The following is a 26,685-nucleotide window of genomic DNA, read 5'->3' on the forward strand; positions in this document are numbered from 1 at the left end:
CCGGGCCGCCGCACCGGCCCCACGGCCCCCGGACCACCGCCGTCCGGCGCCACGGCCCCCGGACCACCGCCGTCCGGCGCCCCCGCGCGGCCCGCCCGCCGCCCCTCTCCCCCACAGGTGCCCCAGGGCGCCTCCCCCGCCCTCCCGGACTGAGAGACCGATGTTCCGTACCGCCCTGCGCAACGTGCTCGCGCACAAGGCCAGGCTGCTGATGACCGTACTCGCCGTGCTGCTCGGCGTGGCCTTCGTCTCCGGCACCCTGGTCTTCACCAACACCATCTCGGACGCCTTCCAGAAGAGCTCCGCCAAGGGGTTCGACCACGTCGACGTCGCCATCCGGCCGGAGTACCGCGAGAGCGAGGGCGACCGGCTCGCCGAGCAGCCGAAGCTCACCCGGGAGCTGCTGGAGAAGGCCGCCGGCGTGCCCGGCGCGGCCTCCGCGGTCGGCGTCGTCGACGGCTTCACCGCCCTCGCCGGCAAGGACGGCGGGCCGGCCGTCGACGGCTTCCAGTCGCGGGGCGGCAACTACTGGGGCGAGGAGGACCCCCGGTACCCGCTGGCCCGGGGCCGCGCCCCGAAGGGCGCGGGCGAGGTCGCGATCGACGCCGAGACCGCGAAGCGGACCGGGTACGGGATCGGCGACACCGTACGGCTCTCGGTCGACGGGCCGGTCCTGGAGCCGACCGTCACGGGGATCTTCACCACCGACGACGGCAACGTCGCCGCCGGCGGCAGCCTCACGCTCTTCGACACGGCCACCGCCCAGAAGCTGTTCCACAAGGAGGGCGCGTACGACGAGATCGACGTGCGGGCCGCCTCCGGCACCTCGCAGAGCGCGCTGCGCGCGAGCCTGGACGAGGTCGTGCCCGAGGACGTCGGCTCCACCGTCACCGGGCGGCAGCTCGCCGACGAGCAGGCCGAGGCGATCGCGTCGTCGATGGAGGGCATGAGGACCGGCCTGCTGGTCTTCGCCGGCATCGCCCTGTTCGTCGGCACCTTCATCATCGCCAACACCTTCACCATGCTCGTCGCCCAGCGCACCAAGGAGCTGGCCCTGATGCGCGCGGTCGGCGCCTCCCGCCGCCAGGTCACGCGGTCGGTGCTGGTCGAGGCCCTCGTGGTGGGCGCGGTCGCCGCCGTGGCCGGCCTGGCCGCGGGCATCGGCATCGGCGCCGGGATGCGCTCCCTGATGGGCTCCTTCGCCGCGACCTTGCCCGACGGGCCGCTGGTCGTCACCCCGGGCACGGTGGTCGCCGCCCTCGCCGTCGGCGTCCTGGTCACCGTGCTGGCCGTCTGGCTGCCGGGCCGCCGCGCCGCGAAGATCCCGCCGGTCGCCGCGATGAGCAGCGTGCACGCCGCGGCGACCACCAGGTCGCTGGTGCTGCGCAACACCCTCGGCGCCCTCCTCTCCGCCGCGGGCACCGCCGTCGTGCTGTACGCGACGACGCTCGACGGCACCAGCGGCCAGGCGCCCATGGGCCTCGGCGCGGTCCTCCTCGTCATCGGCGTCTTCGTCCTCACACCGCTGCTGTCCCGCCCGCTGGTCGCGGCCGCCGCCCCGGTGCTGCGCGTCTTCGGGGTCGCCGGCGGGCTCGCCCGGCGCAACTCCGTGCGCAACCCGCGCCGCACCGCCGCCACCGCCTCGGCCCTGATGATCGGCCTCACCCTGATCACCGGCATGACCGTGCTCGCCGGCAGCCTGCAGCGCTCGATCGACAAGATGGCCACCGCCGCGCTGAAGGCGGACTACGTGGTCTCGATGGCGAACTACAACACCCTCTCCCCCGAGGTGGCCGAGAAGCTCGGCGAGACCGAGGGCGTCACGGCCGTCAGCCCGCTGCGCAACGCGCCCGCGCGCATCGACGGCGCCACCGAGTACCTGACGGGCGTCGACGGCGCCGCCATCGGCGAGCTGACGGACCTGGCGGTGGAGGACGGCGCCTTCGAGGTCGGCGGCGCCCGGGTCGTCGTCGACGACGCCACCGCCGAGGACCACGGCTGGCGCGCCGGCTCGCGCTTCACCGTCGCCTACGAGGACGGCGCGAAGCAGCGCCTGACGGTCGCCGGGGTCTACGAGGGCAACGAGATGATCCGCGGCATCATGCTCGACACCGCCGTCCTCGCCCCGCACCAGTCGGACCCGTCCGACATGCAGGTCATGGTGAAGACCGCCGGCGGCGCCTCCGCCGCGGCCGAGGACCGGCTGGAGAAGGCCCTCGGGAACAACCCGGGCATCCTCGTCCAGGACAAGAAGGACGTCTCCGAGGGCATCGCGCAGATGTTCACGCTGATGCTGAACATGCTCTACGGCCTGCTGGCCATGGCGGTGATCGTCGCGGTCCTCGGCGTCGTCAACACGCTCGCGATGTCCGTCTTCGAGCGTTCGCAGGAGATCGGGATGCTCCGCGCGATCGGTCTCGACCGCCGCGGCGTCAAGCGGATGGTGCGCCTGGAGTCCCTGGTCATCTCGCTCTTCGGCGGCGTGCTCGGCGTCGGTCTCGGCGTGTTCTTCGGCTGGGCGGCCGGACAGCTGGTGGGCGGCGGCATGGCGACGTACGAGCTGGTCCTGCCGTGGGGCCGGATGGCGGTCTTCCTGCTGCTCGCGGCGGTGGTCGGCGTCCTGGCCGCGCTGTGGCCGGCCCGCCGGGCGGCCCGCCTGGACATGCTGGCGGCCATCAAGGCGGAGTAGCCCCCGCGACCGGTCACGCGCCGGGCCCCGTCCGTGGCGGACGGGGCCCGGCGCGTTCCCCGGGCCCTTCGCGGACTCAGTTCCAGGTGCGGGACCGCAGCGGCATCCCCGACTCCCCCGACTCGGGGGTGCGGACGGCCAGGACCTGGTTGACGCCGATGCGGTTGCGCTCGAAGGCCAGGGCGCTCGCGGCCATGTACAGGCGCCAGACGCGGGCCCGGCCGGGGCTGGTGAGCCGGACCGCGCGCGCCCAGTCCGCCTCCAGGTTCGCCACCCAGCGGCGCAGCGTCAGGGCGTAGTGCTCGCGGATGGACTCCAGGTCGCGCACCTCGAAGCCGGCGCGCTCCAGCTGGGTGACGGTGGTGCCCACGGGCGCCAGCTCGCCGTCGGGGAAGACGTACGCGTCGATGAACTCGTCCACGCTGTACGCCGACTCGTCGGTCTGCGGGCGGCGCGCGATCTGGTGGTTCAGCAGCCGTCCGCCGGGCTTCAGCAGGGCGTACAGGTCCCTGGCGTACTCCAGGTAGCGCTCGGCGCCGACGTGCTCGGCCATGCCGATGGAGGAGATCGCGTCGTAGGGCCCGTCGTGGACGTCGCGGTAGTCCTGGACGCGGATCTCGACCTTGTCCGTGAGGCCCTCCTCCGCGACGCGCTTGCGGGCGTAGGCGGCCTGCTCCTGCGAGAGGGTGACGCCGACGACGCTCACGCCGTGCTCGCGGGCGGCGTGGACCGCCATGGAGCCCCAGCCGCAGCCGACGTCCAGGAGCCGCATGCCGGGCTTCAGGTCCAGCTTGCGGCAGACGAGCTCCAACTTGTCGCGCTGGGCGTCCTCCAGGGTGCCGCCGTCCTGCCAGTAGGCGCAGGAGTAGACCATGGACGGGCCCAGGACCAGCTCGTAGAAGTCGTTGCCGACGTCGTAGTGGTGGCTGATGGCGCGCTTGTCGCTGCGCCGGGTGTGCAGGTGCAGGCGGCCCCTGCGGCGGGTCTCCTCCTCCGGCGGGGACGGCGGCGGGAACGGGCCCGCCAGCTTCAGCAGGCCGCGCGCGGCGGCGCGCACCTCGGGGTCGCGCAGGGCCTCGCCGAGGCCGCGGGCGTCCTCGCCGCGCTCCCAGATCAGCCCGGCCAGCAGGTCGAGGGCGGTGTACAGGTCCCCGTCGACGGTGAGGTCACCGGCGACCCAGGCCCGGGCGAGCCCCAACTCCCCGGGTTTCCACAGCAGTCGGCGCAGTGCGCGCCGGTTGCGCACGACGAGGACGGGCGCTTGGGGCGGGCCCGCCTCCGAGCCGTCCCAGGCGCGCAGGCGCACCGGGAGCGGTGCTCCCACGAGCTGTTCTACGAGGGTTTTCAGCCGCAGTGCGGCATCCTGCATGGCGCACACCTCCGTGAAGGGGGTTTCCCCCTGCCCGACCGAAGCGGAGCCGGGGAGAAGAGCCCCGGACCTCCGACACCACGTAAACACCGACGCGCCCCGTGCGCAGTCCCGCGAAAGCGTCATGGCTCGGCAAAATAGGTGTAGGTGACATGCATACGGTGGGACGTCCGCCGTACGTACGCCCGCGTGCGCTCGCGGGGGCGCCGGCCCCGGATGCGCCGCGGGACAGCCCGGCCCCGGATGCGCCGCGGGACAGCCCGGTCCGGATGCGCCGCGGGGACCGGGCCGTCCGGGTACGCCGAAGGGGCGCCCGCACCACGGATGGCGGGCGCCCCTTCGAGGACGGAACCGTTCGGCCGGCTTGCGGCCGGGGGCCTTGGACCGGAGGTCAGGAGGCCTTGGCCTTCTCCTCCGTCTTGGCCGCGGGGGCGGGCTCGGCCTTGGCCGGAGCCGCCGGGGCGGGCTTGGCCGCCTCGTAGAACTCCTCGCGCGGCGTCTCCAGCGCGCCGAGGGCGACGACCTCGCGCTTGAGGAACATGCCGAGGGTCCAGTCCGCGAAGACGCGGATCTTGCGGTTCCAGGTCGGCATGGCCATACCGTGGTAGGCGCGGTGCATGTACCAGGCGAGACGGCCCTTGAGCTTGATCTTCATCTTGCCCATGACGATCATCGCGACGCCCTTGTGCAGGCCGAGACCGGCGACCGCACCCTTGTTGGCGTGGCTGTACTCCTTCTGCGGGAAGCCCCGCATGCCGGAGACCACATTGTCGCCGAGGACCTTGGCCTGGCGCAGCGCGTGCTGGGCGTTCGGCGGGCACCAGGCGTTCGGGTTGCCGTTCTTGCGCCCGACGAGGTCCGGCACCTGCGCGTTGTCGCCCGCGGCCCAGATGTAGTCCGTGCCCTGCACCTGGAGGGTGGCCTGCGTGTCGACGTGACCGCGCGGGCCGAGCGGGAGGCCGTAGCGGGACAGCACCGGGTTCGGCTTGACGCCGGCGGTCCACACGATGGTGTTGGCGTCGACCTCCAGGCCGTTCTTCAGCACCACGTGGCCGTCGACGCAGGAGTCCATGGAGGTGGAGAGGTAGACCTCGACCCCGCGGCTCTCCAGGTGCTCCTTGCCGTACTGGCCGAGCTTGGGGCCGACCTCGGGAAGGATCTTGTCCGCGGCGTCCACGAGGATGAACCGCATGTCGTCGCGCGAGACGTTGTTGTAGTACTTGGCGGCGTCGCGGGCCATGTCCTCGACCTCGCCGATGGTCTCCGCACCCGCGAAGCCACCGCCGATGAAGACGAAGGTCAGCGCCTTGCGGCGGATCTCCTCGTCCGTGGTGGAGTCGGCCTTGTCGAGCTGCTCGAGGACGTGGTTGCGCAGGCCGATGGCCTCCTCGACGCCCTTCATGCCGATGCCCTGCTCGGCGAGGCCGGGGATCGGGAAGGTGCGGGAGACCGCGCCGAGCGCGATCACCAGGTAGTCGAAGGGCAGCTCGTACGCCTCGCCGACCAGCGGGGCGACCGTGGCGACCTTGCGGTCCTGGTCGATGGTGGTGACCCGGCCGGTGAGGACCTCGGCCTTGGGCAGCACGCGTCGCAGCGGGACGACGACGTGGCGCGGCGAGAGGTTGCCGGCGGCGGTTTCGGGGAGGAAGGGCTGGTAGGTCATGTACGAGCGCGGGTCGACGACCGTGACGGTCGCCTCGCCGTAGCGCATCTTCTTGAGAATGCGACGAGCTGCGTACAGGCCTACGTACCCACCGCCTACTACGAGGATCCTGGGACGCTCCGTGGTGCTCATGGCATCGAGTATCCACCCGCCCCAGGGGGGTACCTCGTGCGCCCCTTCACAAGCTTGTCGATGCCCTCTGATATACTGCGCGGCTTCCGCACGGTCCGGTGGAGCGGTGCGTGAGGCCGTGACAGTCGTGGGAGATCTTGTCAACACCCCGTGAGCAGCCACTCCGGCGCCCCGAACGCCCCCTGCGGGCCCTCCGCTTCGACACCGCGGCCGGTTTCGGCGCCACCCCCGCAGGGGGTCACGCACGGCGCAGGCCCCCCTCGCAAAGCCCCGGACGGCCGATTCCTCGGCCGACGGGACCCAATCTCTTGTGAAGAACTTCACGAGACTTCCCGCGGGCCTCGCGCGCCGGCCCCGGGAAGCGCCTCCGGAACCTGCTCATACGTTTTCCGACCTGCTCAGACGAGGATCACGGAAGGCCCGCGGACCGCCCCCTTCAGGCGAGGGACCAGGCGATGCCGTCGAGGATGTCGTGCTCGCTGACGACGACCTCCCGGGCACCGGTCCGCTCCATGATCGCGAGCAGGACGAGGGCGCCCGCGCCGATGACGTCCACGCGCCCGGGGTGCATCACGGGGATCGCGGAACGCTCGGCGTGCGTCGAGGCCAGCAGCCGCTCGGTGATCTCGCGGACGCGCTCGTAGGAGACGCGGGAGTGGTGGATCCGCTCGGACTCGTACGCGGGCAGGTCCAGGGCGATCGCCGCCACCGTGGTGACCGAGCCGGCGAGCCCGACCAGCGTGCGGGCCTCGCGCAGCGGCACGGTGCCCTCGGCGAGGTCCAGGGCCGCCTCGATGTCCGCCCTCATGGCGCGCACCTGCTCGGCCGTGGGCGGGTCGGTGACGGCGCCCTCGTGCACGAGGTGGCGCTCCGTCATGCGCACGCAGCCGACGTCGACCGAGCGGGCCGCGCGCACGCGGTCGTCGCCGACCACGAACTCGGTGGAGCCGCCGCCGATGTCCACGACCAGGAACGGCTTGTCCAGGTCCTCACGGCCCGCCAGCTCCTTGGTGGCCCCGGTGAAGGAGAATCCGGCCTCCTGGTCGCCGGTGATGACCTCGGGCTCGACGCCCAGGATGTCCAGCACCCCGCCCACGAACTCGTCGCGGTTCTCGGCGTCGCGGGAGGCGGAGGTGGCCACGAAGCGGATGCGCTCGGCGCCGTGCTCCTTGACGACCTGCGCGTACTCGCGGCAGGCGGCGAAGGTGCGCTCCAGCGCCTCCGGGGCGAGCCGGCCGGTGCGGTCGACGCCCTGGCCGAGCCGGACGATGGTCATCCGGCGGTCGAGGTCGACCAGCTCACCGGTGTCCGGGTCCGCGTCGGCGACGAGCAGACGGATGGAGTTGGTGCCGCAGTCGACGGCGGCGACGCGGGTCATGGGGCGGGCCTCCAGATGGATGTACGGGGGGCCGGCCGAAGCAGGCCGCCCCGCGTGTGAACGACGGGAACACGGAAGCGGTTCCCCGGCTTCCGGCTTTCCCTCGGGAGAGGGGCCGGTGACACCGGCCGGTGACGGCCCGGCCGACGCGGCGGATGCGGCCCGGCAGGCGCGACACGCCCGGACGCCGGGGTCCGGGCGCCGGGTGTCCGGACGCGGTGCACCCCGGCCGACGAGCGGCCCGGCGCCACGGACCGGACGCCCGGGGGACGAGCCTCCGGGCACGGCGAGGGGCCGGGACGCGGGGCGCCCGGGCCAGCGGCGCACCGAACCGGCGAGCCGCCCCCGAGTACCGCTCGTGGGCGCCGTCGGCGCGGTGCGGCCGGAACGGCGGGCGACCGGGACGGCGGGCGACCGGGCGCCGCACGGCCGGAGGAACGGCCCTCCGGGCCCGGAGCCGCCGACCGGGCGTGGTGCGGCCGGAACGGCAGGCGGACCGCCGCGCGGCCGGGAGGGCATACAGGCCCGTACGGGGGCCGCACACGGTACGGCCGGGGCCGGGAGCCGGCCGTACCGTCCGGACGCGAGGCGGACGGCCGCCGGAACGGGCGCGGTGCGGCCGGGGCGCGCCCGGCCGCACCGGGCGCGCCGGGCGCGCCGACGGTCCCTCGTGCCCGGCGCACGGCCCCGTCGCGCCGCTCAGCCCTGCTCGGCGGATGCCGCGGGTGCCGCCTGCTCGGGCGGCGTCACGCACGCGCCCTTGCGCCACCACTCCGGGAGCATCGCGATCGCCTCGTCGCCGAGCGGGTTGACGCCGGGGCCCGCGGCCAGCGAGTGGGCGACCAGGACGTGCAGGCACTTCACCCGGTCGGGCATGCCGCCCGCGCTGGGGAAGTTCTCCAGCACCTCGATGGCGTCGCGCCGCGCGAGGTAGTCCTCGTGCGCCGCCCGGTACGCCGCCGCCAGCTCGGGGTCGGTGGCGAGCCGCTCGGTCATCTCCTTCATGACGCCGTTGGCCTCGAGGGTGCCGATGGCGGAGGCGGCGCGCGGGCACGTCAGGTAGTACGTCGTCGGGAACGGCGTGCCGTCGGGCAGCCGCGGCGCCGTCTCCACGACGTCCGGCTGGCCGCACGGGCACCGGTGCGCGATCGCGCGCAGTCCGCGCGGCGGCCGGCCGAGCTGCTGCTGGAAGGCCGCGACGTCCGCGTCGGTCGGCTCGGTGCTCGGGGTGGGCGGCGGGGGCGTTTCCATGCCTGGGGGTGTGTCTCTCTCGTCGGTTCGTTTCCGCTGGTCCGCGGCGCCGCTCCGGCGGCCCGCGGTGCGCGTTCCACCGGCCCGCGGTGTCGTTCCGCCGGGCCGCGGTGCCGCGTTCCACTGACTACTGGTCCGCGCGGTCGGCCTTGTCGACGCCGTCCCAGACGTTGGCGTACCAGGGGCGGTCGGCCGCCGTCCGGTCCGTACGGGTGCGCTTGGCCGCGCCGGGGTCGATCACGATGTAGCCGGTCTCGCCCGGCATCACGTAGTGCAGCCGCTCCCGGATCTGCTGCTCGGCGTAGGAGTCGTCCTTCCAGCGGGCCTTGAGGTCGCGCAGCCGTTCGACCCGCTCGCGGGCCTCCTCGCGCTGGCGCTCCAGGTCGGCGATCTCGGCGCGCTGGGAGACGTACTGCCGCATCGGGTAGGCGAGGGCCACCACCAGCGAGCACAGGACCATGGCGAGCAGCGCGGCCCGCCCGGTGAGCCGGGAGCGGCGCGCCTGGCGCTTGGTCTGCGAGCGGTAGACGCGGGCCGCGGTCTGCTCGCCGAGCACCCGCAGTCTGGTCGCGGTGGAGAACCGGTCCCGGTCCTTCACGGCCATGAGTCCGCCTCCCCGTCACGTGCGTACGTCCCCGCACACGGTACGGGACCGGGTGCGGGGACGTACGGACGACTGGCGGGACCCGGCCCGGGGCGGGCCGGTCCGCCCGCTCAGCCCTTGAAGCGCGGGAAGGCGCTGCGGCCGGCGTACACCGCGGCGTCGTCGAGGATCTCCTCGATGCGCAGCAGCTGGTTGTACTTGGCGACGCGCTCGGAGCGGGCCGGGGCGCCGGTCTTGATCTGGCCGCAGTTGGTGGCGACGGCCAGGTCGGCGATGGTGACGTCCTCGGTCTCGCCGGAGCGGTGGGACATCATGCACTTGAAGCCGTTGCGCTGGGCCAGCTCGACGGCGTCCAGGGTCTCGGTGAGCGAGCCGATCTGGTTGACCTTCACCAGCAGGGCGTTGGCGGCGCCCTCGTCGATGCCCTTGGCGAGGCGCTCGGGGTTGGTGACGAACAGGTCGTCGCCGACGAGCTGGACCTTGGCACCGAGCTTGTCGGTGATGGTCTTCCAGCCCTCCCAGTCGTCCTCGAACAGCGGGTCCTCGATGGAGACCAGCGGGTAGGCCTCGACCAGCTCCGCGTAGTACTCCGTCATCTCGGCGGCCGTGCGCTCCTTGCCCTCGAAGACGTACACGCCGTCCTTGTAGAACTCGGAGGCGGCGACGTCGAGCGCCAGGGCGACCTGCTGGCCGGGGGTGTAGCCGGCCTCCTTGATGGCCTCGATGATGAGGTCGAGGGCCTCGCGGTTGGAGCCGAGGTTCGGGGCGAAGCCGCCCTCGTCGCCCAGGCCGGTGGACAGGCCGCGGCCCTTCAGGACCTTCTTGAGGGTGTGGTAGACCTCGGTGCCCCAGCGCAGCGCCTCGGAGAAGGACTCCGCGCCGATCGGGGCGATCATGAACTCCTGGATGTCCACGTTGGAGTCGGCGTGCGAGCCGCCGTTCAGGATGTTCATCATCGGGACGGGCAGCAGGTGCGCGTTCGGGCCGCCCAGGTAGCGGAACAGCGGCAGGTCGCTGGCCTCGGAGGCGGCGTGCGCGACGGCGAGGGAGACGCCGAGGATGGCGTTGGCGCCGAGCGAGCCCTTGTTGTCCGTGGCGTCCAGGTCGATCATCGCCTGGTCGATGAGGCGCTGCTCGGTGGCGTCGTAGCCGACGAGCTCCGGGCCGAGCTGCTCGATGACCGCGAGGACGGCCTTCTCGACGCCCTTGCCGAGGTAGCGGCCGGCGTCGCCGTCACGCAGCTCGACGGCCTCGAAGGCGCCGGTGGAGGCGCCGGACGGGACGGCGGCACGACCCGTGCTGCCGTCGTCGAGGCCGACCTCGACCTCGACGGTGGGGTTACCTCGCGAGTCGAGGATTTCCCGGGCTACGACGACGTCGATGGACGGCACGAGCATCTCCTTCTGGGATGTGACGCTGACAGTGCGGGGCTCTTCGCCTGGCGACTAGAGCCTAACCGCCTCGGGGACATCGGCCAGCCGACCGACCGTCCCGTGGGACAGAACTGACGGTGAACATTGTTCCCTACCGGAACAAAAAAGCTCCACCCCGGTGCGTACGGGGGAATGCGCACCGGGGTGGAGCGGTCCTGCGCGGCGGGCCGTCGTGCGACGGCCGGCCGACGGGGGCCGGCCGCGCGCCGCGACGGCCCCCGGACGGGTGTCAGCCGAGGTGCAGCTGCTGACCCGGGTAGATGACGTCGGCGTCGTCGACGATGTCCTTGTTCAGCTCGAAGAGCTTCTGCCAGCCGCCCGCGACGTCCTTCTCCGCGGCGATGCCGCTGAGGGTGTCGCCCTTGACGACCTTGTACTCGCCGTCGCCCTTCTCGACCTTCTTGCCGGTCGGGGTGGTGACGGTCTTCTTCTCGGCGGCCGGGCGCTCCTGCGAACGCGAGGCGCGCTGCTCCTGGGTGCCCTGGCTCTGCTGCTCCTGCGTGCTCTGCGCCGGGGCGCTCTGCTGCGGGGCGCTCTGCTGCGAGGAGGACGAGGAGGAGGAGCCGGAGGCGGCGGAGCCGCCGTCGTACGAGGCACCGGTCAGACCCGTGCCGCAGACCGGCCAGGCGCCCTTGCCCTGGGAGGCGAGGACCTTCTCGGCCACGGCTATCTGCTGGGACTTGGAGGCCTGGTCGGCGGTGGAGGCGTAGGCGGTGCCGCCGTACGCGGCCCAGGTGGAGGCCGAGAACTGCAGGCCGCCGTAGTAGCCGTTGCCGGTGTTGATGGACCAGTTGCCGCCCGACTCGCACTGGGCGACGGTGTCCCACTGGGAGGCGGTGGCGGCGGAGGCGTTCGCGGCGCCCATCAGCGGGGCGGCGACGGCGGCGCCGGTGACACCCGCGAAGGTGGCGATGCGGACGGCCTTGGACGGACGACGGTGCTTGCCCTTGCTGGAGAACAGCATGGATGGATCCCCTCACCGACGCCTACGAGGTGAGCTGTCGGGTTCGGGCGGGTGAGTGCCCGGCCGCGCGACCTGGCGCGCGGCTTCACCCCGAGCCGGTCCTGACCGTCCTTCGACGGCCGGGCCCGGCGCCTACCTTGGGTCCCCCGCTCCTGCCTACGGCGCTTGATGCGTCGACTGTTCCCGTGCGGCCGCCGGCAGGATTCGGCGTGACGGCCACAGGTGCCCGCTGTGGCGAGCGATCACGACCGTAAACACGTGATGCGCCGAAAGACAAAGACGATCAAGGCTTATGAGACTCATGTCTCACTCTCTTCAATACGGACATACAGCCCGAACTAGCCTTGCCCGCCGCCCGATTCGGCACCTTGATCACGACTTACTCCGCAGCGACCTCAAGGCTCTGACCGGGGAGGATGAGGTCCGGGTCGGCGCCGACGGTCTCCTTGTTCGTGGCGTACAACTGCGACCACCCGCCCTCGACGCCGAGGGAGTCGGCGATGCCGCAGAGACTGTCGCCGCTCTGCACGACGTAGGAGCCGTCCTGCGCGGCGAGCGACGCACCGTCCTCGCGCGAGGCGTGCCGTCCGATGGAGGCGGTGTCGGCGCGCGAGTCGGCGGCGTCCTCCTCGGCGCTCGCGCCGCGGTGCCGGCCGCCGCCGGCGGACTCCGTGTCGACGACCGAAGCCTCCTGGTTCTGCGCGGTCTTGCCCGATTCGTCGCTCTCGGTGGAGGTGGACGGGTCCTCGGTCTTCCCGGAGTCGTCGGCGGAGTCGCCGTCCTCGGAGGAGACGTCGTCGCCGGAGGCGGAGCCGGTGGTCCCGTCCGACGACCCGGTCGACCCGGAGGCGTCGGACTTGGTGGAGTCGGCACTCCTGCCGTCCGCGCCGCTCTTCTCGTCCTTCGCGCCGTCCGCGCCGTCCGCACTCTCCGTGGCGGCGGCGCCGGTGCGGTCCGTGCCGCCCGCGGCGCCGGAGGACGACGCCGTGGCGTCCTCGGCGACCCCGGTGTCGACGTCGGCGGGGGCGGGGTCGATCGCGAGCCCGGCACCGAGACCGCAGGTCGGCCAGGCGTCGGGCCCCTCGGCCGCGAGGACTCTCTCGGCCACGGCTATCTGCTGGGAACGGCTGGCCTGGTCGGCGCTCGGGGCGTAGTCGAGACCGCCGTACGTCTCCCAGGTCTCCTGCGTCACCTGGAGGCCGCCGTAGTAGCCGTTGCCCTCGTCGGCGCTCCAGGAGCCGCCGCTCTCGCACTGCGCGACCGCGTCCCAGGTGGTGCCGCTCGCCGCGCTCGCGCCGGTCGCGCCGAGCAGGGGGATCGCGATGGCCGATCCGGTGACGCCTGCCGCGACGACGAGGGCCGGAGCCTGACGGGGCCGACGGTGACGACCGTTCCCGGAGAGCATGCGGTTGCCTTTCGAGCTGCATCGACTGAGTCCGCGCACGGGCGGCGCGAACGCCGCACGGCCCCGCGGTCGGGACCACGGGCGGGACTCCTGCGACGGGTGGTGTCGCATTGATCGGTGAACGTATAGGCAGTCGAACGCTTGTCACAAGTCGATGCAGCGCAGATCACGTGGAGATCACAATCCTGACGCAGCGTCACCTTTTGGTGACGTCCGTCCCGCCGCTCGCCTTACTTCTCACGAATCCCCAACAGGTGTGAACGTCACGGGCAGTGTGCGCAATCCACGCATGATGAGCCCGCCGCGCCACCGCAAATCCCCCGAATCCACCGCGAGTTGCAGGTCGGGCAGGCGGGTGAGGAGCGTGGCGAGCGCGCTCCGTCCCTCCAGGCGGGCCAGCGGGGCGCCCAGGCAGTAGTGGATGCCGTGTCCGTAGCCGAGGTGCTGATTGTCACGCCGGGTGAGGTCGAGGGTGTCGGGCGCGTCGAAGCGTTCGGGGTCGCGGTCGGCGGCCGCGAGCACCACCAGGACGGGGTCGCCCGTCTCCACGCGCTGCCCGCCGATGGTGAGCGGCTCGGTGGCGAACCGCCAGGTCGCCAGCTCCACGGGTCCGTCGTAGCGCAGCAGCTCCTCGACGCCCGTCTCCAGCAGGTCCGTGCGCCCGGCCGCGAGGGAGTCCTGGAGCAGACGCCGCTGCTCCGGGTGGCGCAGCAGGGCGTAGGTGCCGTTGCCGATGAGGTTGACGGTGGTCTCGAAGCCGGCGAAGAGGAGTACGAAGCACATCGCGGCGGCCTCGTTCTCGGTGAGGTGCTCGCCGTGGTCGGAGGCGCGGATGAGCCCGGAGATGAGGTCCTCGCCGGGAGCCGGCTCGGCGGGCAGCTCGGCGCGCTTGCGGTGGATCAGCTCGGCGAGGTAGCCGCGCATCTTCTTCACCGAGCGGGCCACGCCGCCGCGCGGCCCTCCCCCGTGCCGGATCATCATGCCCGCCCAGTCCCGGAAGTCGTCCTGGTCCTCGCGGGGGACGCCGAGCAGGTCGCAGATGGCGTAGATGGGGAGCGGGAAGGCGAACTCGTGGATGAGGTCGGCGCTGCCGCGCGCGGCGAACCGGTCGATCAGACCGTCCGTCAGCTCCTGCACCCGCGGGGCGAACTCCGCGACCCGGCGCGGGGTGAACGCCTTGGACACCAGCCGCCTGAGCCGGGTGTGGTCCGGCGGGTCGATGTTGAGCAGGTGGGTCATGAGGTTGGCGCTGCGCTCGCCCGGGATGCCCGTCCTGCCCTTGGCGTGCGCGGGCTCGTCGTGGTGCGCCGGGTTCTTCGACAGCCTCGGGTCGGCCAGGGCCTGCCGGGCGTCCGCGTACCGGGTGACGAGCCAGGCCTCCACTCCGCTGGGCAGCCGGGTCCGGCGCACGGGCGCGTGCTCGCGCAGCCAGGCGTAGGCGGGGTACGGGTCGGCGGCGAACTCCCAGGTGAAGAGTTCGGGCACGGGGGCCGGGGCGGGGTGGGAGACGGGGTCGACGGTCACCTCACGACGGTATCCGGAGCGCGGCGGGACGGCGCCCCGGCCTCCGGCTCCGGGCGGCGCCGGTCCTCCGCGGCGCCGGCGCGCGCCCCGCCGGCGCGGGCGCGCGCCCGGTCAGTCCTCCGTGCGGTCCGCGTTCTTCTCCGCGTCCAGGATCGCGTCGCGATAGGCGCGGGCCGCCGCGCGCAGGGCCGCCTCGGGGTCGACGCCGGCCGCCTCGGCCCGCGCGGCCAGGGCGAGCAGCTCGTAGCCGACGCCCTCGCCGGGCGGCAGGGGCACGTCGAGGCCCGCCGTGCGCACCCGCGAGGCCAGCTTCGCCGCCAGGGCGAGCCCCGGCTGCCCCAGCGGCACGCCCTCCGTCACGGAGGTGCGCTGCTTCTCCTCGGCCTTGGCGCGCAGCCAGTTCGCCCTGACCTCCTCGGGCGTGGTGACCGTCGCGTCACCGAAGACGTGCGGGTGGCGGTGGATCAGCTTGGCGACGATCCCGGCCGCGACGTCGTCCACGGAGAAGGGCTCCTCCGGGTGGTCCTCGGCGATCCGCGCGTGGAAGACGACCTGGAGCAGGACGTCGCCGAGCTCCTCACGCAGCGCGTCCCGGTCGCCCTCCTCGATCGCCTCGACGAGTTCGTACGCCTCCTCGATGCCGTACTTCGCCAGGCCCTCGTGGGTCTGCCGGGAGGACCAGGGGCACTCGCGTCGGATGAGGTCCATGACCTCGACGAGGTCGAGGAGCCGGGCCCCGGGCAGGTCGTAGGAGGCCGGGAGGAGTTCCAGGTCGGGCATCCGCACCCGGCCGGAGCCGGCGAGGCGGGACAGGCCGTCGGTCAGCCGCGGCTCGCCCTCGCCGGTGGCGACGACGACCACGGTGCGGCCGCCCGCGCAGGCGTCCACCAGCTCCTGGGCGGTCGGCGCCGCCTCGTCGACGGTGACGCCCGCCTCGCGCAGGTACGGCAGCTGCGGGTGGGCGCCGTCCGCGCACAGGACGCGGTCGGCGCCGTGCAGCGCCTGCCAGGCGGGCCAGGACAGGATGCCCGGCGCGACGCGGTGGCTGGTGGTGAGGAGGACGATGCGGCCCGGGCTGGATGCGTTCACACCACGAACGTAACCCACGTCACCGGCGCCGGGATCACCGCGACCGTCGGCCGGCTCCGGGGCGGGGCGCCCGGGCCGGTCAGGCCGTCCGCTGTCCCGCGCCCACCTCGCGCAGCCACGGCGTCTTCGCGTCGACGCGGCTGCTCTTCTGCACGTCCCACGTGCCGTAGCGGGGGTTCAGGTCGATGTCGAGTTCGTCCGACGCCTTGGACAGGGCCTTCCAGAAGGCGGGCTGGGTGGTGTCCGTGCCGAGCTTCGCGGCCAGCTTCTGCGCCTCGATCTGGAGGCGGAGGTTGTCGTCCAGGCGCGCGGGCGCCACGCCGTACTGCTGGAGCCAGGTCCGCTCCAGGGCCCGCGCGCCGCCGGTCTGCTGTTCGAGCCCGTCGCGCATCTTCTGGATCTCGTGGCGCGAGACGGTCACCCCGGCGTCCCGGGCGGCGCGGTGCAGCACCTCGTCGAGGACCATGCCCTGCAGCGTGTCACGGGTCAGCGTGCCGGAGCGGGCGACCGTCTGCTCGTACTGGGTGCGGTCGGCGGTGGCGGACCGCTGCGCGTCCCGCACCTCGTTCACCCGGTTCTCCAGCTGCGCGACGGTGATGCGGTGGCCGCCGACGACGGCCGCGGCACCGGGGTGCGCGTCGTTCCCGCAGGCACTGAGGAGGGGGGCCGCGGCGACGGTCGCGGCGGAGAGGAGGAGCGCGGTACGACGACGGCGGTGCAAGGGAACCTCCCGAGGAGATTGTGCGACGGTGCACAAAGTCTTGCGGTGATCGATGGTAGGCAGTGGGCAGGCTCCGGCCAACCCATCCGACCAACGATTCGGAGTGTCTTCGGGCACCGGTCCCTACGCGGCGGCCAACTCGCACCACACGTACTTGCCCGGACCGCCCTCCTGGCCCAGCGGCTGCCAGCCCCACAGGTCGGCGCAGGCCCGGACCAGCGCCAGCCCGCGCCCGCCCTCCGGCTCGGCGGGCGGGCCGGGTGTCCGGGGCGGTCCGGGCGGCTCCGGGTCGGCGTCCCACGCGCCGATGCGCAGCACGCTGGCCGCCCAGCACACCCGCAGGGCGGCGGGCCCCTCGGTGTGCCGCACGGCGTTGGAGACCAGCTCCGCCGCGAGCAGCTCGGCGGTGTCGACGAGACGGATCAGGCCGTGCACGGTCAGGATCAGACGGAGGGTACGGCGGCTGACGGTGACGGCGCGGACGTCGTTCGGGATGCACAGGGTGTACTCCCAGGGGGCGCTTTCGGGCATGCGGCGGCTCCGGTTCGGCGGTGGAGGTCTCGGAGGACTGCGGTGGCGGGCGGTGGCAGTGTCGCGACCGTCCTGGCAGGACGGGGCGGTGCGCTTCCGGAATCCCGGCGTTCCGCAACGTGTGCGTCGCGTCACCGACGGTATGGGTTACATGTAATCCATAGCAAGCCGCTCGCGTAGCCTGGCCCCGAACGAGCCGCTCCGGCAGACGTGTTGACCCAAGGAGCAATCGATGGTCCTCAGGCGCGAGCCGACCGCACGCCAACTGCGCCTGGGTGCTGAGCTGCGCAAGCTCCGCGAGGCGGCGGGGCTCACCGCCATCGAGGCGGCGGCGCTGCTCGGGGCGAACAGAGTTCAGATCAGCCAGATCGAAGCCGGACTGGTGGGTGTGGGCGAGGAGCGTCTGCGCCGCCTCGCGTGCCACTACGCCTGCACGGACGGCGAGTTCGTCGAAGCCTTGGTCGCGATGGCGACCGATCGGACGCGTGGCTGGTGGGAGGAGTATCGGGGAGCGCTGCCGACGCCCTTTCTCGACCTCGCCGAGTTGGAGCACCACGCCACGCTCATGTACGAGGTCGCGTTGCTGTATGTGCCCGGCCTGCTTCAGACCACGGATTACGCGCGTGCCGTCTTCTCGTCGCGAGTTCCGGAACTCACTCATGAGGAACTGGAGTTGCGCATCAGTCACCGGTCAGCCCGGCACACGGTCGTCGAGGGGCCGTCCCCCGTCCCGTACGAAGCGGTGATCCACGAGGCGGCACTGCGGATCAGGGTCCGCGACCGCCCCACCGCGAAGGCTCAGCTCGCCCGCCTCCTCGAACTTTCCGAAGCCGAACACATCACCCTGCGCGTCATTCCCTTCGACCTGGACGGATTCGCTAGGGCGTCCAGCACCATGACGTATGTCGGCGGCTCCGTCCTCAAACTGGACACCGTGGTCCGCGACGTACCTCACGGCTCCGCCTTCGTCGACTCCGAAGCACAGCTCGGCGTCTACCGAACACGTTTCCGTAAAGTAAAGGCCGTAGCGCTCGACCCCGGACGGTCGCGCGACTTCATCAACCGGCTGGCGAAAGAGCTGTGAGGCGCCCCATGGACAACTGGCGTAAGTCGTCCTACTCCGGCCCCGACGACGGCAACAACTGTGTCGAGATCGCGGACTCCCCCGCCCACGTGGCCGTGCGCGACTCCAAGAACCCGGCCGGAGGCACCCTCTCCTTCCCCGCCACGGCCTTCGCCGCCTTCCTCGCCGCCCTGAAGGCGGACGCTCCGCACCAGGCGTAGTCCGGGGAGCCGGGGCCGTCGCCCGCGAGCGCCGTCAGGCGGGCGGCCAGCCCCGCAACGCCATGTCGGCCACCTGCCGGAGGTCCTCGCGGGTGGCGCCGCCGGCGGCCTGGACGGCGATGCCGTTCGCCACGGTCATGAGGTAGCGGGCGAGCGCTCCGGGATCGGTGTCCGCGGGCAGGTCGCCCTCGTCGACGGCGCGCCGGAAGCGGTCGCGCAGGCGGGAGGTGCCCTCCTCGCGCCAGGCGGCGAGGGTGTCGCGGGCGTCGCGCCCCGTGTCGCCCGCGGCGAGGGAGCCCTGGACGCCGAGGCATCCGGCGGGGCAGCCGGGGCGGGTGGTGGCCCGGACGGAGCCGTCGAGGAACGCGGCGGCCACCTGCCGGGCGGTCGGCTCCCGAAGCGCCCGGGCCGCGTACGAGGCGGGGCCCTCGGTGTAGCGCTCCAGGGCCTTGCGGAACAGCTCCTCCTTGTTGCCGAAGGCCGCGTACATGCTGGTGCGGGTGATGCCCATGGCACCGGTCAGGTCGGTGAGGCTGGCGCCTTCGTAGCCCTGCTCCCAGAAGACCCGCATGGCACGTTCGAGCGCCTCGTCGGCGTCGAAGCCCCTCGGCCGGCCGACCGGCGCCTTTCTTCTGGTCTCCATGCGATCAACCCTACCTCTTCTGTACCGATCGGTGCTCAACCTGCTACGGTCTCGTTCAGTACCGATCGGTGCAGAAATGCGTGGAGGTCATTCACATGGGACAGCTCGAAGGCAAGACCGCCGTCGTCACCGGCGGCGGCACCGGGATCGGCCTGGCCAGTGCCGTACGGCTGGCGGACGAGGGGGCGCACGTCTTCCTCACCGGCCGGCGCGGGGCCGAGCTGGACGCGGCCGTGGAGACCATCGGCGCGGCGCGGGCCACCGCGGTGGTGGGGGACATCTCGAACCCGGCCGACCTGGACCGGCTCTACGACGCGGTCCGTGCCCGGGGCCGGGGCCTGGACGTGGTCTTCGCGAACGCGGCGACCGCCTCGCTGGTGCCGCTGGAGAAGATCACCGAGGACGACTTCTACCACGTCTTCGACATCAACGTGCGGGGCACGCTGTTCACCGTCCAGAAGGCGCTGCCGCTGCTCAACGACGGTGCCTCGGTGATCGTGAACGCCTCCACCGCCGCCGACAACGGCACGGAGGCGTTCGGCCTGTACGCGGCGTCCAAGGCCGCCCTGCGGACCTTCACGCGGGTCTGGGCCAACGAGCTCAAGGGCCGCGGCGTCCGGGTCAACGCCGTCTCGCCGGGCCCGGTCGACACCCCCGGGATCACGAACCTGTTCGGGGAGGAGAACGCGGCCGGCGTCCGGGCGAAGCTCGCCACGGACACCGCGCTGGGCCGGATGGGGCGCCCCGAGGAGGTCGCCGCCGTCGTGGCGTTCCTCGCCTCCGACCAGAGCAGCTTCATGCTCGGCGCCAACGTCTACGTCGACGGCGGCGAGAACCAGATCTGACCCGCGGCCGGCGCTCCGCCGGCCTGCTTCAGTGCCTAGTGCCGTGACCGGAAAGGTTCACCGGCTCACGACGCCCGGCACGGCACTCCCCCTGGCTCTTCGAGCAGGGGACCCCCACGCCGCGTTGTCGGAGCCACCCGAGTACGTCCAGTACGAGGGCGGTCCTCCGCCTTGCGATGCACCGCACCGGACGCCGCGAGCCCACGGCAGACCTTTCCGGTCACGGCACTAGCCGCGCACCTGGCCCAGCCACTGGAGGGTGCGGCGGACGTCGGCCGCCAGCGGGTGGCCGGGGCCGTGCCGCCGCTCCACGTCCATCAGCAGGCGGGCCAGGGTGTCGTGGGCCGCGGGGCGGTCGCCGAGGGCCAGCAGCAGGTGACCGATGCGGCGGCGCACGTCGAAGGCCAGGTCGGGGTCGCCGGAGACGTACTGGTTCTCGTAGTACGGCAGCAGGGCGCGGTACTCGGCGAGCGCGGCCGCCGGGTCGCCGAGCTGCTCCAGGCACTGGGCGGCGTCGTAGCGGAAGCGGAGCGACTGGGGGTCGGCGTGGCCGGCCTCGGTGGCCCGCTCGTCGGCGAGGCGGCGCAGCTCGGGCAGCGCCCGGCGGTACTGCCCGTCGTCCATCAGCGTGGCCGCGTACTGCTTGCGCAGGGTGCGCACCACCGGGGAGTGCTCGCCGTGCTGCTCGGCGGCGGCCGGGAGGATGGCGCCGAGGATGTCGACGGCCTGGGTGATGCGGCCCTCGCCGAGGAGGCGCTTGACCTCGTCGACGGCGCGCGCCACGTCCGGCTTCTCCGCCGCGGGCGGCGCGGGCTGGGGCGTCGGCTGCGGCGCGGGCGTGCGCGCCCGGTCCGGCCAGGGCGCGTGCGGGCGCAGGAAGGGGCGGGTCGGGTCGAGCGGGGCGCCGGAGGGCATCCCGCGCGCGGGCAGCAGCGGGAGCAGCTGCTCGTACGTCTCCTGCGCGGAGGCCGGGCGGTGCTGCGGGTCCTTGGCGAGCAGCCGCAGCACCAGTGCCTCCAGGGCCTCGGGGACCTCGGGGCGCAGCCGGCGGACCGGGACGGGGGGCTCGTAGAGGTGGCGGTGGAGCACGCCGAGCGCGGTGGAGCCGGCGAACGGAACGTCCCCGCTGAGCAGTTCGTGCAGCAGCACGCCGAGCGCGTACAGGTCGGTGTACGGGCCGACCGCGCCGCCCATCGCCTGCTCCGGCGCCATGTAGGCGGGGCTGCCTATGGGCGAGCCGGTGTGGGTCAGGCGGGTGGTGTCGTTGTCCATCACCGACGCGACGCCGAGGTCGAGGACGGTGACGGTGCCGTCCTGCTTGACCATCACGTTGCGCGGCTTGAGGTCGCGGTGGACGATCGGCACGGCGTGCACCGCCGACAGCACGGCGCACAGCTGGGCGGCGACCGCCACGGCCCACTGCCAGGGGTAGGGGGTGTGCTCGGCGAGGTGGTCGGAGAGGTCGGCGCCGTCGACGTACTGCATGACGAGGAACAGCTCCTCGCCCTCGCTGCCCGCGTCGTGGACCGTGACCAGGCCGGGGTGGTCGACCTGCGCGGTGACCCGGCACTCGCGCACGAAGCGGCGGCGCAGCTCCTCGGCCTCGTGCCCGGCGACCTTGTCGGGGCGCAGCAGCTTGACGGCGACGCGGCGGTCCAGGCGCTGGTCGTAGGCGGTCCACACCTGGCCCATGCCGCCCTGGCCGATGAGGGTGGACAGTTCGTAGCGGCCGGTGATGACGCGTCCCGCCGCCACGGTCACCGGCCGTCCTCCTGCTTGCGCAGGTAGTCGCTCAGCTCGTCGAGTTCGGCGCGCACCTGGTCGATGCGGGCCGGCGCGGGGCGCTGTGTCGCCGGGGGCTGTGTCGCCGGCGACTGGGGTACCGGGGTCTGCGGTGCCGGGGTCTGGAACGGCGTCTGCTGGAAGGGCGGCCGCTGGAGCGGGGGCCCCTGGAACGGCGGCTGCCCGAACGGCGGCTGCGGCGCGGGCGCGGGGACGTACGGACCCGTCCCGCGGGCGGGGTCGTAGCTCGCGCCGACGGTCTGCGCGTAGGGCGGTGCGTAGCCGGCGGACGGCTGTGCCGTGCCCGGCAGGCGGATGTCCGTCACCACGAAGTAGGCGGCGGCCGCCGCGCCGAGCAGCATGACGGCGGCCAGGGCGACGTCCGTGCGGGGGTCGCTCTCCGGCAGCGAGCCCACCACGGCGAAGCATATGAAGGACACCGGCAGGCTCAGCCAGGCCGCCGCCCAGTCGATCCGGCGGTTGCGCAGCACGGCGACCCGGAACAGCGGGACGCAGGCGAGCAGGCCGCACGTCAGGAAGCCGGCGGCGGCGAACAGCACGCGCAGGGTGATGACGGTGCCCGCGCTGCGGGGCGGCGGCGGCATCGCGCTGTTGCCGTACATGACTGCTCCTGGACCGGTGTCGCCGGCGCGGCGAACGGACGGACGGGGTGGTTCGGTGTGGAAGTCCGAGCGTATAGGCCGACAGCGACAAGCGGTCCCGGGTTGTACCGAACCGTTGTCGTACTGATCACAAACCGGGCGCGACCGTCCCGTCGGTGAGCCCGTCGTGCATGCCGCGCACCAGCTGCTCGCCGAGCCGGGCCGCCTGCCGCAGCGCCTCCTCGAACTCCGCCAGCGCGCGGAACCGCTCCCCGTACTCCCGCTGCCGCTCCAGGGGCAGCCGGGGCAGTTGGAGGCGGCGCACGTCGAGGCGGGTCGCGGTGGAGGCGTAGCTGCTGGCCTGGCGGTTGTTGGCGGTGCCGCGCAGGAAGCCGGCGAGGAACCAGGGGTCGAGCGCGGCCGGGTCGGGGCGCAGCAGGACGAGGTTGCGGCCGAGGGCGGCGCCGGCGCTCGCCGCGCCGGCCACGCGGGCCACGGCGCCGCCGCCGAGCACGGGCACGACCACGTCGCCGGTCTCGACGAGGACCGGTTCCTCGTCGCCCTCGGGGAGCGTGCCGGAGGGCGCGGTCCCGGCGAGGACGTCGTGGTCGGTGAGGACCGGTACGCGCACGGGTCCGCCGGCGCCGCCCGTGCGCAGCGACAGGGCGCCCGCGCGCGCGAGTTCGCCGACCGTGGTGAGCGGCCAGCGGGCGGGGGACGGGGCGGCGGCAGCGGCGGGCGGTGTGAGACGGGTGGTCAGACGGAGGGTGTCGCCGAGGCGTTCGCGCACGTCGGCGAGGTGTTCGGGACCTCCGGCCGCGGCGGGCGGCGGCAGGTGGCGGGCCGGGGTGAGGTCGACGTCGTCGTCGAGCAGGTCGAGGACGGGCACGCCGCGGCTGACGCCGGGCCGCTCGGGGGCGGCGCCGGTGCGGTCGAAGGGCCGCCAGACCTCGCGGACGGCCGCGCGCACGGCCGTCCAGTCGAGCCCGCCGCGCGCGTCGGCGGCCAGGTGGGCGGTGTCGGCGAGCAGCACCTCGGGGTGCGCGGGCTGCGCCGCGGCACCGGGCCTGCGCAGCACCCACAGGTGCAGCGGGATGTTGTACGGCGGCGCCGCGCCGGCCGGCAGGGCGATCACGGCGCGCAGGGCCCCGCGGCGCAGCAGGTCGGCGCGGATGCGGCGGCCGGAGCGGCGGGCCGCGGCGGCCGGCGGCATCAGCAGCACGGCGGTGCCGCCGTCCTTGAGGCGGGCCAGCGCGTGCTGCACCCAGGCCAGCTCGGACTCGGTACGGGCCGGGAAGCCGTACTCCCAGCGGGGGTCGTAGGCGAGCTCGTCGTGGCCCCAGTTGCGCTCGTTGAACGGCGGGTGGCACACCACGGCGTCGGCCCGTACCGCCGGGTGCGCGTCGGCGCGCAGGCTGTCGCCCGCGGCGGTGCGCACGGAGGCGGCGGTGTGCAGGGCGAGGCGCAGCGCGGTGAGGGCGGCCAGCTCGGGCGAGCTGTCCTGGCCGTGGAGCAGCTGGTCCGGGGCGGCGGGGACGGCGCGCAGCAGGGCGCCGGTGCCGCAGGCGGGGTCCAGGACGGTGCGGGCGGGCCCGGCCAGGTCGGCCATGAGGGCGGCGAGGCCGGCCGGGGTGAGGGTGTACTGGCGCGGGTTGGCGTCCAGGTGCCGGCCGAGCAGGAAGTCGAAGGCGTGGCGGGCGCCCTGCTCGGCGGCGAGTTCGGCGGCCCCGCGCAGCAGGGGCGCGGACGGCAGCAGGTCCTCGGCGCCGGGCGTGGCCACGGCGCGTTCGCCGAGCACGCCGAAACGGGGTGCGAGCACCTGCTCCAGGGCGGTCGGCAGCAGCTTCGCCAGGCGCTCGTCGGAGCCCTCGGCCACCTCCAGCCAGACGGGCGGCCTGGCGTGGACGAGCAGCAGCGCGCAGCCGGCGTGGACCAGGGCGGTGACGGGTCCCGCCGGGTGTCCCGCGAGCTGTTGCCAGACCCGCTCGCGCAGCGGGACCTCGGCGAGCTTGCCCTGCTTGCGCAGCCACTCCTCGACCTCGGCGAGCGCGAAGGACGGGCTGGTCTCGGTGCCGCCGACGGGCCGGGGGAAGTCGGCGTGCCGGCGGCGCCAGTTGCTGACGGCGGCGCGGCCGACCCCGGCGAGCCGTGCGATCCCGGCGGCCGTGACCTCTGTCCCGTTGTCCCGCACGCGTCGGCTCCCCTCGTTCCGGTGTGTGGCTCAGAGCATACCGACGTACGCAAGATTCCAGGATTCACGCGTGAGCGGAACGCATCTCTGTGAACTGTGGTTGATTCGGTTCACAGACTCTGGTCTTATTGACCCAGCGAACGGATGCATCCGGGAGAACCCGGAGGTCCGTTGTGCACCGATGTCTCTTGTCTCTGGGGAGAGGACACAGCCATGGGCACCAAGATGAAGATCGCGCTGGGGGCGGCGGTCGGGCTCGTCGTGATCGGCGCGGTCTCGGCCAACGGGGGCGACGGGGACGGCGGTTCCGGCTCCGGCAAGGACACCGCCACGTCGTCGGTCACGGCCGGGAAGGACTCCGGCTCCGGCTCCGGCTCCGGCTCCGACGGGAAGGACGCGAAGTCCGACACCGCGGACAAGGGCGCCGAGAAGGCCTCGCAGGCCGAGCAGTTCAAGTCCTTCGTGGACAAGAACGGCAGCCCGAACGAGAAGGACGCCGTCGCGCACGTGACGAAGGTCCAGGGCGCCGAGGAGCAGAACGACATCCTCGACTCGGCCGACGTCTACACCGACTTCACCGGCGGCCTGATGGGCGAGGGCACCGGCCCCGCCAAGCTCATCGCCTCCGCCTTCGCCGACTGGAAGCAGAGCGAGAACGGCCTCGTCACGGTCTACGACGCCGACGGCGAGATCCTCGGCAACGGCAACTTCTGACCGGCGCCGCGCTCCCGCGCCCGTGGGCGACGTCCTCGACCCGGACGGACGCGGCGGCCGACGCCCGCCGGGCCGGGGGCACCACGGCGGCCGACGCCCGCCGGGCCGGGGGCACCACCGTCCGGCGTGGCGTCAGAGGGTGTGCCGCACCCACACGTTGGGCTCCACGTAGACCGCGTACCCCCGGTCCGGCACGCAGTGCACCGGTACCAGCGCGCCCGGCACCTCGACGGGCCCCTCCGTGTCGAAGGGCAGCCCGGTCCAGTTCCGCCACTCCGCCAGCGAGCCGGCCACCGTCATCGACGCGTGCGCGACGGACTCGATGACGCCGCCCGCCCGGACGTGGACCCGCAGCCACGGGTCGTACGGCAGCCCGTCGGCGCGCACCCGGAAGGCGTACTCCTCGATCGGCGCCAGGGGTTCGAGGTGCTTGGCGTTGGGCCGGACCGGGGCGACGACCTCCGTGAAGCCGCGCGCCCGCGCGTTGTCCCGCATCGCCGCGAGCATCCGGGCCGACAGACCGGTGCCCTGGGCGTGCGGGGCGACGACGATCGAGATCGCGCTCACCAGCTCGGGCGGGACGCCGTGGCGCAGCCCGGAGAACGCCCGCAGCAGCACCTCGTCCCACCCCCGGGCCGGCAGCGCGGCTCCGGCCCGCTCCTCGTCCGTCCGCGCGAACGGCACGCTGTAGGCGTGGGCGACGACCTCGCCCCGCCCGTCCTCGGCGAAGAGCACGTACTCCGGCAGTTCGGTGGCGATCCGGCCGTAGTGGGCGTTGCCGACGAGGTCCTGGAGCATGAACTCGGGCCAGGTGTCCGCCATGCCGGTCACCCGATCGAGCATGTCCGGGCGGTCGGCGAGGCTCGCCACTCTCCATTCCATGCCGGACACCGTAGGACGCGGCTCAGCCCGCGTGGAAGCGGTTCGGCGCGTTCGTCGGGTTGCCGCCGGTGGGCAGCCGCTGCCCGGGACAGCCGGACAGCACCTTCTTCATGGCGGCCTTCTCCGCCCCGGTGACCCACAGCCCGTACTTCTTCTTCACGGCCACCTGGCCCGCGACGTACGTGCAGCGGTAGCCCTTGTTCGGCGGGAGCCAGGTCGCGGTGTCGCCGTCGCCCTTGCCGCGGTTGGTGCCCGCGTCGACGGCGAGGAGGTTGAGCGGGTCGTTGGCCAGCGCGATGCGCTTGCTCGCGTCCCACTGCCGGGCGCCCTTCTGCCAGGCGTCGGAGAGGGAGACCAGGTGGTCGATGTCGACCTGGCTGCGGCCGCGGGTGAACGTCACGTCCTTCCCGGTGTACGGGTCGGGGTCGAGCGTGCCGGAGACGACCTTGCACGTGCTCCCGTCGAACTCCACGTCCTCCAGGTCGCGCTCGAGGATGTCGTCGCGCGTGCCGCACCCGTTGGAGTCGGTGTCGGCCCAGGCGCTGCCGAACCTGTCCCGGTCGTAACCGGTCCTGGGCGCCCGGCCCTTCACGGTCAGCGTGTCGACGGCGGCGAGCGCCTCTCCCCCGCCGGCCGTCGACGTCCCCTGCGACCGCCCGGGGTCCGTCTCCACCTCGCAGCCGGTGACGGCGATCAGCAGTGCCGTCGCGCCGACGACCGTGGTCCGAAACCTCACGGTGCTCCTCTCCCAGCCTTCCCTCGGCCGTCCGCACGGGACGGCAGGTCACCGGCCTCACCGTAGCCGGGAGCGGAAGCGGAACCGGTGCCCGCGGGCTCCGGCGTGCACACCCCGGCGCGGCGCCCGCCCCCGGACGCCGCGCCCACCCACCATCCGTGAGGTGCACTGTCCCTGATTGCCCGCGAACCCGGATCCATGCCTCCCCGTACGCGGAACGCGGCCCCGGACCTCCCGTGCGGGAGGTCCGGGG

At 73.4% G+C, this 26,685-nt stretch carries 23 protein-coding genes and 1 riboswitch; of the genes, 5 read left to right on the plus strand and 18 right to left on the minus strand.

From position 1 onward, the window contains the following. Positions 1 to 160: 160 nt before the first annotated feature. Positions 161 to 2,689, plus strand: a complete 2,529-nt coding sequence (locus IE271_RS11540; RefSeq protein WP_190190150.1) for an ABC transporter permease — start codon at positions 161 to 163, stop codon at positions 2,687 to 2,689. Positions 2,690 to 2,765: 76 nt separating this feature from the next. Here IE271_RS11540 and IE271_RS11545 read toward each other — a convergent pair whose 3' ends face one another. The 12 genes from IE271_RS11545 to IE271_RS11600 form a co-directional block, all read right to left on the minus strand. Next, positions 2,766 to 4,058 carry an SAM-dependent methyltransferase gene (locus tag IE271_RS11545; protein ID WP_190190151.1) on the minus strand — a complete coding sequence of 431 codons (1,293 nt, stop codon included), beginning with the start codon at positions 4,056 to 4,058 and terminating at the stop codon, positions 2,766 to 2,768. Between the two features lie 391 nt (positions 4,059 to 4,449). Continuing rightward, positions 4,450 to 5,853 carry an NAD(P)/FAD-dependent oxidoreductase gene (locus IE271_RS11550; protein WP_190190152.1) on the minus strand — a complete coding sequence of 468 codons (1,404 nt, stop codon included), beginning with the start codon at positions 5,851 to 5,853 and terminating at the stop codon, positions 4,450 to 4,452. A gap of 436 nt (positions 5,854 to 6,289) precedes the next feature. Beyond that, positions 6,290 to 7,231, minus strand: coding sequence for a Ppx/GppA phosphatase family protein (locus tag IE271_RS11555; protein WP_190190153.1), 942 nt, complete (start codon positions 7,229 to 7,231; stop codon positions 6,290 to 6,292). Positions 7,232 to 7,930: 699 nt separating this feature from the next. After that, the gene (locus tag IE271_RS11560; protein ID WP_190190154.1) at positions 7,931 to 8,482 is read right to left on the minus strand and encodes a DUF501 domain-containing protein; all 552 of its coding nucleotides are present in this window, start codon (positions 8,480 to 8,482) and stop codon (positions 7,931 to 7,933) included. A gap of 127 nt (positions 8,483 to 8,609) precedes the next feature. After that, positions 8,610 to 9,086 carry an FtsB family cell division protein gene (locus tag IE271_RS11565; protein ID WP_190190155.1) on the minus strand — a complete coding sequence of 159 codons (477 nt, stop codon included), beginning with the start codon at positions 9,084 to 9,086 and terminating at the stop codon, positions 8,610 to 8,612. Between the two features lie 110 nt (positions 9,087 to 9,196). Beyond that, positions 9,197 to 10,477, minus strand: a complete 1,281-nt coding sequence (gene eno / locus IE271_RS11570; protein WP_190190156.1) for a phosphopyruvate hydratase — start codon at positions 10,475 to 10,477, stop codon at positions 9,197 to 9,199. Between the two features lie 271 nt (positions 10,478 to 10,748). Further along, positions 10,749 to 11,483, minus strand: coding sequence for a LysM peptidoglycan-binding domain-containing protein (locus IE271_RS11575; RefSeq protein ID WP_190190157.1), 735 nt, complete (start codon positions 11,481 to 11,483; stop codon positions 10,749 to 10,751). 4 nt (positions 11,484 to 11,487) lie between these two features. After that, positions 11,488 to 11,657, minus strand: a riboswitch (cyclic di-AMP (ydaO/yuaA leader). A 205-nt stretch (positions 11,658 to 11,862) separates the two neighbouring features. After that, complete coding sequence (locus IE271_RS11580; protein ID WP_190190158.1) at positions 11,863 to 12,888, minus strand: LysM peptidoglycan-binding domain-containing protein; 1,026 nt, start codon at positions 12,886 to 12,888, stop codon at positions 11,863 to 11,865. Between the two features lie 237 nt (positions 12,889 to 13,125). Next, positions 13,126 to 14,412: a cytochrome P450 family protein gene (locus tag IE271_RS11585; RefSeq protein ID WP_190190159.1), complete on the minus strand. Its 1,287-nt coding sequence runs from the start codon at positions 14,410 to 14,412 to the stop codon at positions 13,126 to 13,128. 111 nt (positions 14,413 to 14,523) lie between these two features. Continuing rightward, positions 14,524 to 15,519, minus strand: a complete 996-nt coding sequence (locus IE271_RS11590; RefSeq protein WP_373308749.1) for a nucleoside triphosphate pyrophosphohydrolase — start codon at positions 15,517 to 15,519, stop codon at positions 14,524 to 14,526. 61 nt (positions 15,520 to 15,580) lie between these two features. Further along, positions 15,581 to 16,222, minus strand: a complete 642-nt coding sequence (locus IE271_RS11595; protein WP_190190161.1) for a SurA N-terminal domain-containing protein — start codon at positions 16,220 to 16,222, stop codon at positions 15,581 to 15,583. A gap of 123 nt (positions 16,223 to 16,345) precedes the next feature. Beyond that, positions 16,346 to 16,753 carry an ATP-binding protein gene (locus IE271_RS11600; RefSeq protein ID WP_190190162.1) on the minus strand — a complete coding sequence of 136 codons (408 nt, stop codon included), beginning with the start codon at positions 16,751 to 16,753 and terminating at the stop codon, positions 16,346 to 16,348. Between the two features lie 232 nt (positions 16,754 to 16,985). On the opposite strand from IE271_RS11600, the gene IE271_RS11605 reads away from it, so the two are divergent. Both IE271_RS11605 and IE271_RS11610 read left to right on the plus strand, forming a co-directional pair. After that, positions 16,986 to 17,837, plus strand: a complete 852-nt coding sequence (locus tag IE271_RS11605) for a helix-turn-helix domain-containing protein (RefSeq protein ID WP_190190163.1) — start codon at positions 16,986 to 16,988, stop codon at positions 17,835 to 17,837. Between the two features lie 8 nt (positions 17,838 to 17,845). Next, positions 17,846 to 18,037: a DUF397 domain-containing protein gene (locus IE271_RS11610; protein WP_190190164.1), complete on the plus strand. Its 192-nt coding sequence runs from the start codon at positions 17,846 to 17,848 to the stop codon at positions 18,035 to 18,037. 34 nt (positions 18,038 to 18,071) lie between these two features. On the opposite strand, the gene IE271_RS11615 is transcribed toward IE271_RS11610, so the two are convergent. Continuing rightward, positions 18,072 to 18,680, minus strand: coding sequence for a TetR/AcrR family transcriptional regulator (locus IE271_RS11615; protein ID WP_190190165.1), 609 nt, complete (start codon positions 18,678 to 18,680; stop codon positions 18,072 to 18,074). Positions 18,681 to 18,775: 95 nt separating this feature from the next. Here IE271_RS11615 and IE271_RS11620 point away from each other — a divergent pair, with 95 nt between their 5' ends. Next, a complete protein-coding gene (locus tag IE271_RS11620) occupies positions 18,776 to 19,525 on the plus strand; it encodes an SDR family NAD(P)-dependent oxidoreductase (RefSeq protein ID WP_190190166.1) in 750 nt (249 codons plus the stop codon). Between the two features lie 228 nt (positions 19,526 to 19,753). Here the strand turns inward: IE271_RS11620 and IE271_RS11625 are convergent, their stop codons facing one another. The 3 genes from IE271_RS11625 to IE271_RS11635 form a co-directional block, all read right to left on the minus strand. Continuing rightward, positions 19,754 to 21,244: a serine/threonine-protein kinase gene (locus IE271_RS11625; RefSeq protein ID WP_268256185.1), complete on the minus strand. Its 1,491-nt coding sequence runs from the start codon at positions 21,242 to 21,244 to the stop codon at positions 19,754 to 19,756. Between the two features lie 38 nt (positions 21,245 to 21,282). After that, the gene (locus IE271_RS11630) at positions 21,283 to 21,930 is read right to left on the minus strand and encodes a hypothetical protein (RefSeq protein ID WP_190190168.1); all 648 of its coding nucleotides are present in this window, start codon (positions 21,928 to 21,930) and stop codon (positions 21,283 to 21,285) included. 127 nt (positions 21,931 to 22,057) lie between these two features. Then, on the minus strand, positions 22,058 to 24,100 hold the full coding sequence (locus IE271_RS11635; RefSeq protein WP_190190169.1) for an N-6 DNA methylase: 2,043 nt from the start codon (positions 24,098 to 24,100) through the stop codon (positions 22,058 to 22,060). A gap of 213 nt (positions 24,101 to 24,313) precedes the next feature. Between IE271_RS11635 and IE271_RS11640 the strand changes: the two genes are divergently transcribed. Beyond that, the gene (locus tag IE271_RS11640) at positions 24,314 to 24,814 is read left to right on the plus strand and encodes a hypothetical protein (RefSeq protein ID WP_190190170.1); all 501 of its coding nucleotides are present in this window, start codon (positions 24,314 to 24,316) and stop codon (positions 24,812 to 24,814) included. Between the two features lie 132 nt (positions 24,815 to 24,946). Here IE271_RS11640 and IE271_RS11645 read toward each other — a convergent pair whose 3' ends face one another. Next, positions 24,947 to 25,696, minus strand: coding sequence for a GNAT family N-acetyltransferase (locus tag IE271_RS11645; RefSeq protein ID WP_190190171.1), 750 nt, complete (start codon positions 25,694 to 25,696; stop codon positions 24,947 to 24,949). A 22-nt stretch (positions 25,697 to 25,718) separates the two neighbouring features. After that, entirely contained in the window at positions 25,719 to 26,432 is a 714-nt protein-coding gene (locus tag IE271_RS11650; protein WP_190190172.1) for an HNH endonuclease family protein, read from the minus strand. Between the last annotated feature and the right edge of the window lie 253 nt (positions 26,433 to 26,685).

The organism is Streptomyces minutiscleroticus (genome assembly GCF_014650875.1).
Classification (GTDB): domain Bacteria; phylum Actinomycetota; class Actinomycetes; order Streptomycetales; family Streptomycetaceae; genus Streptomyces; species Streptomyces minutiscleroticus.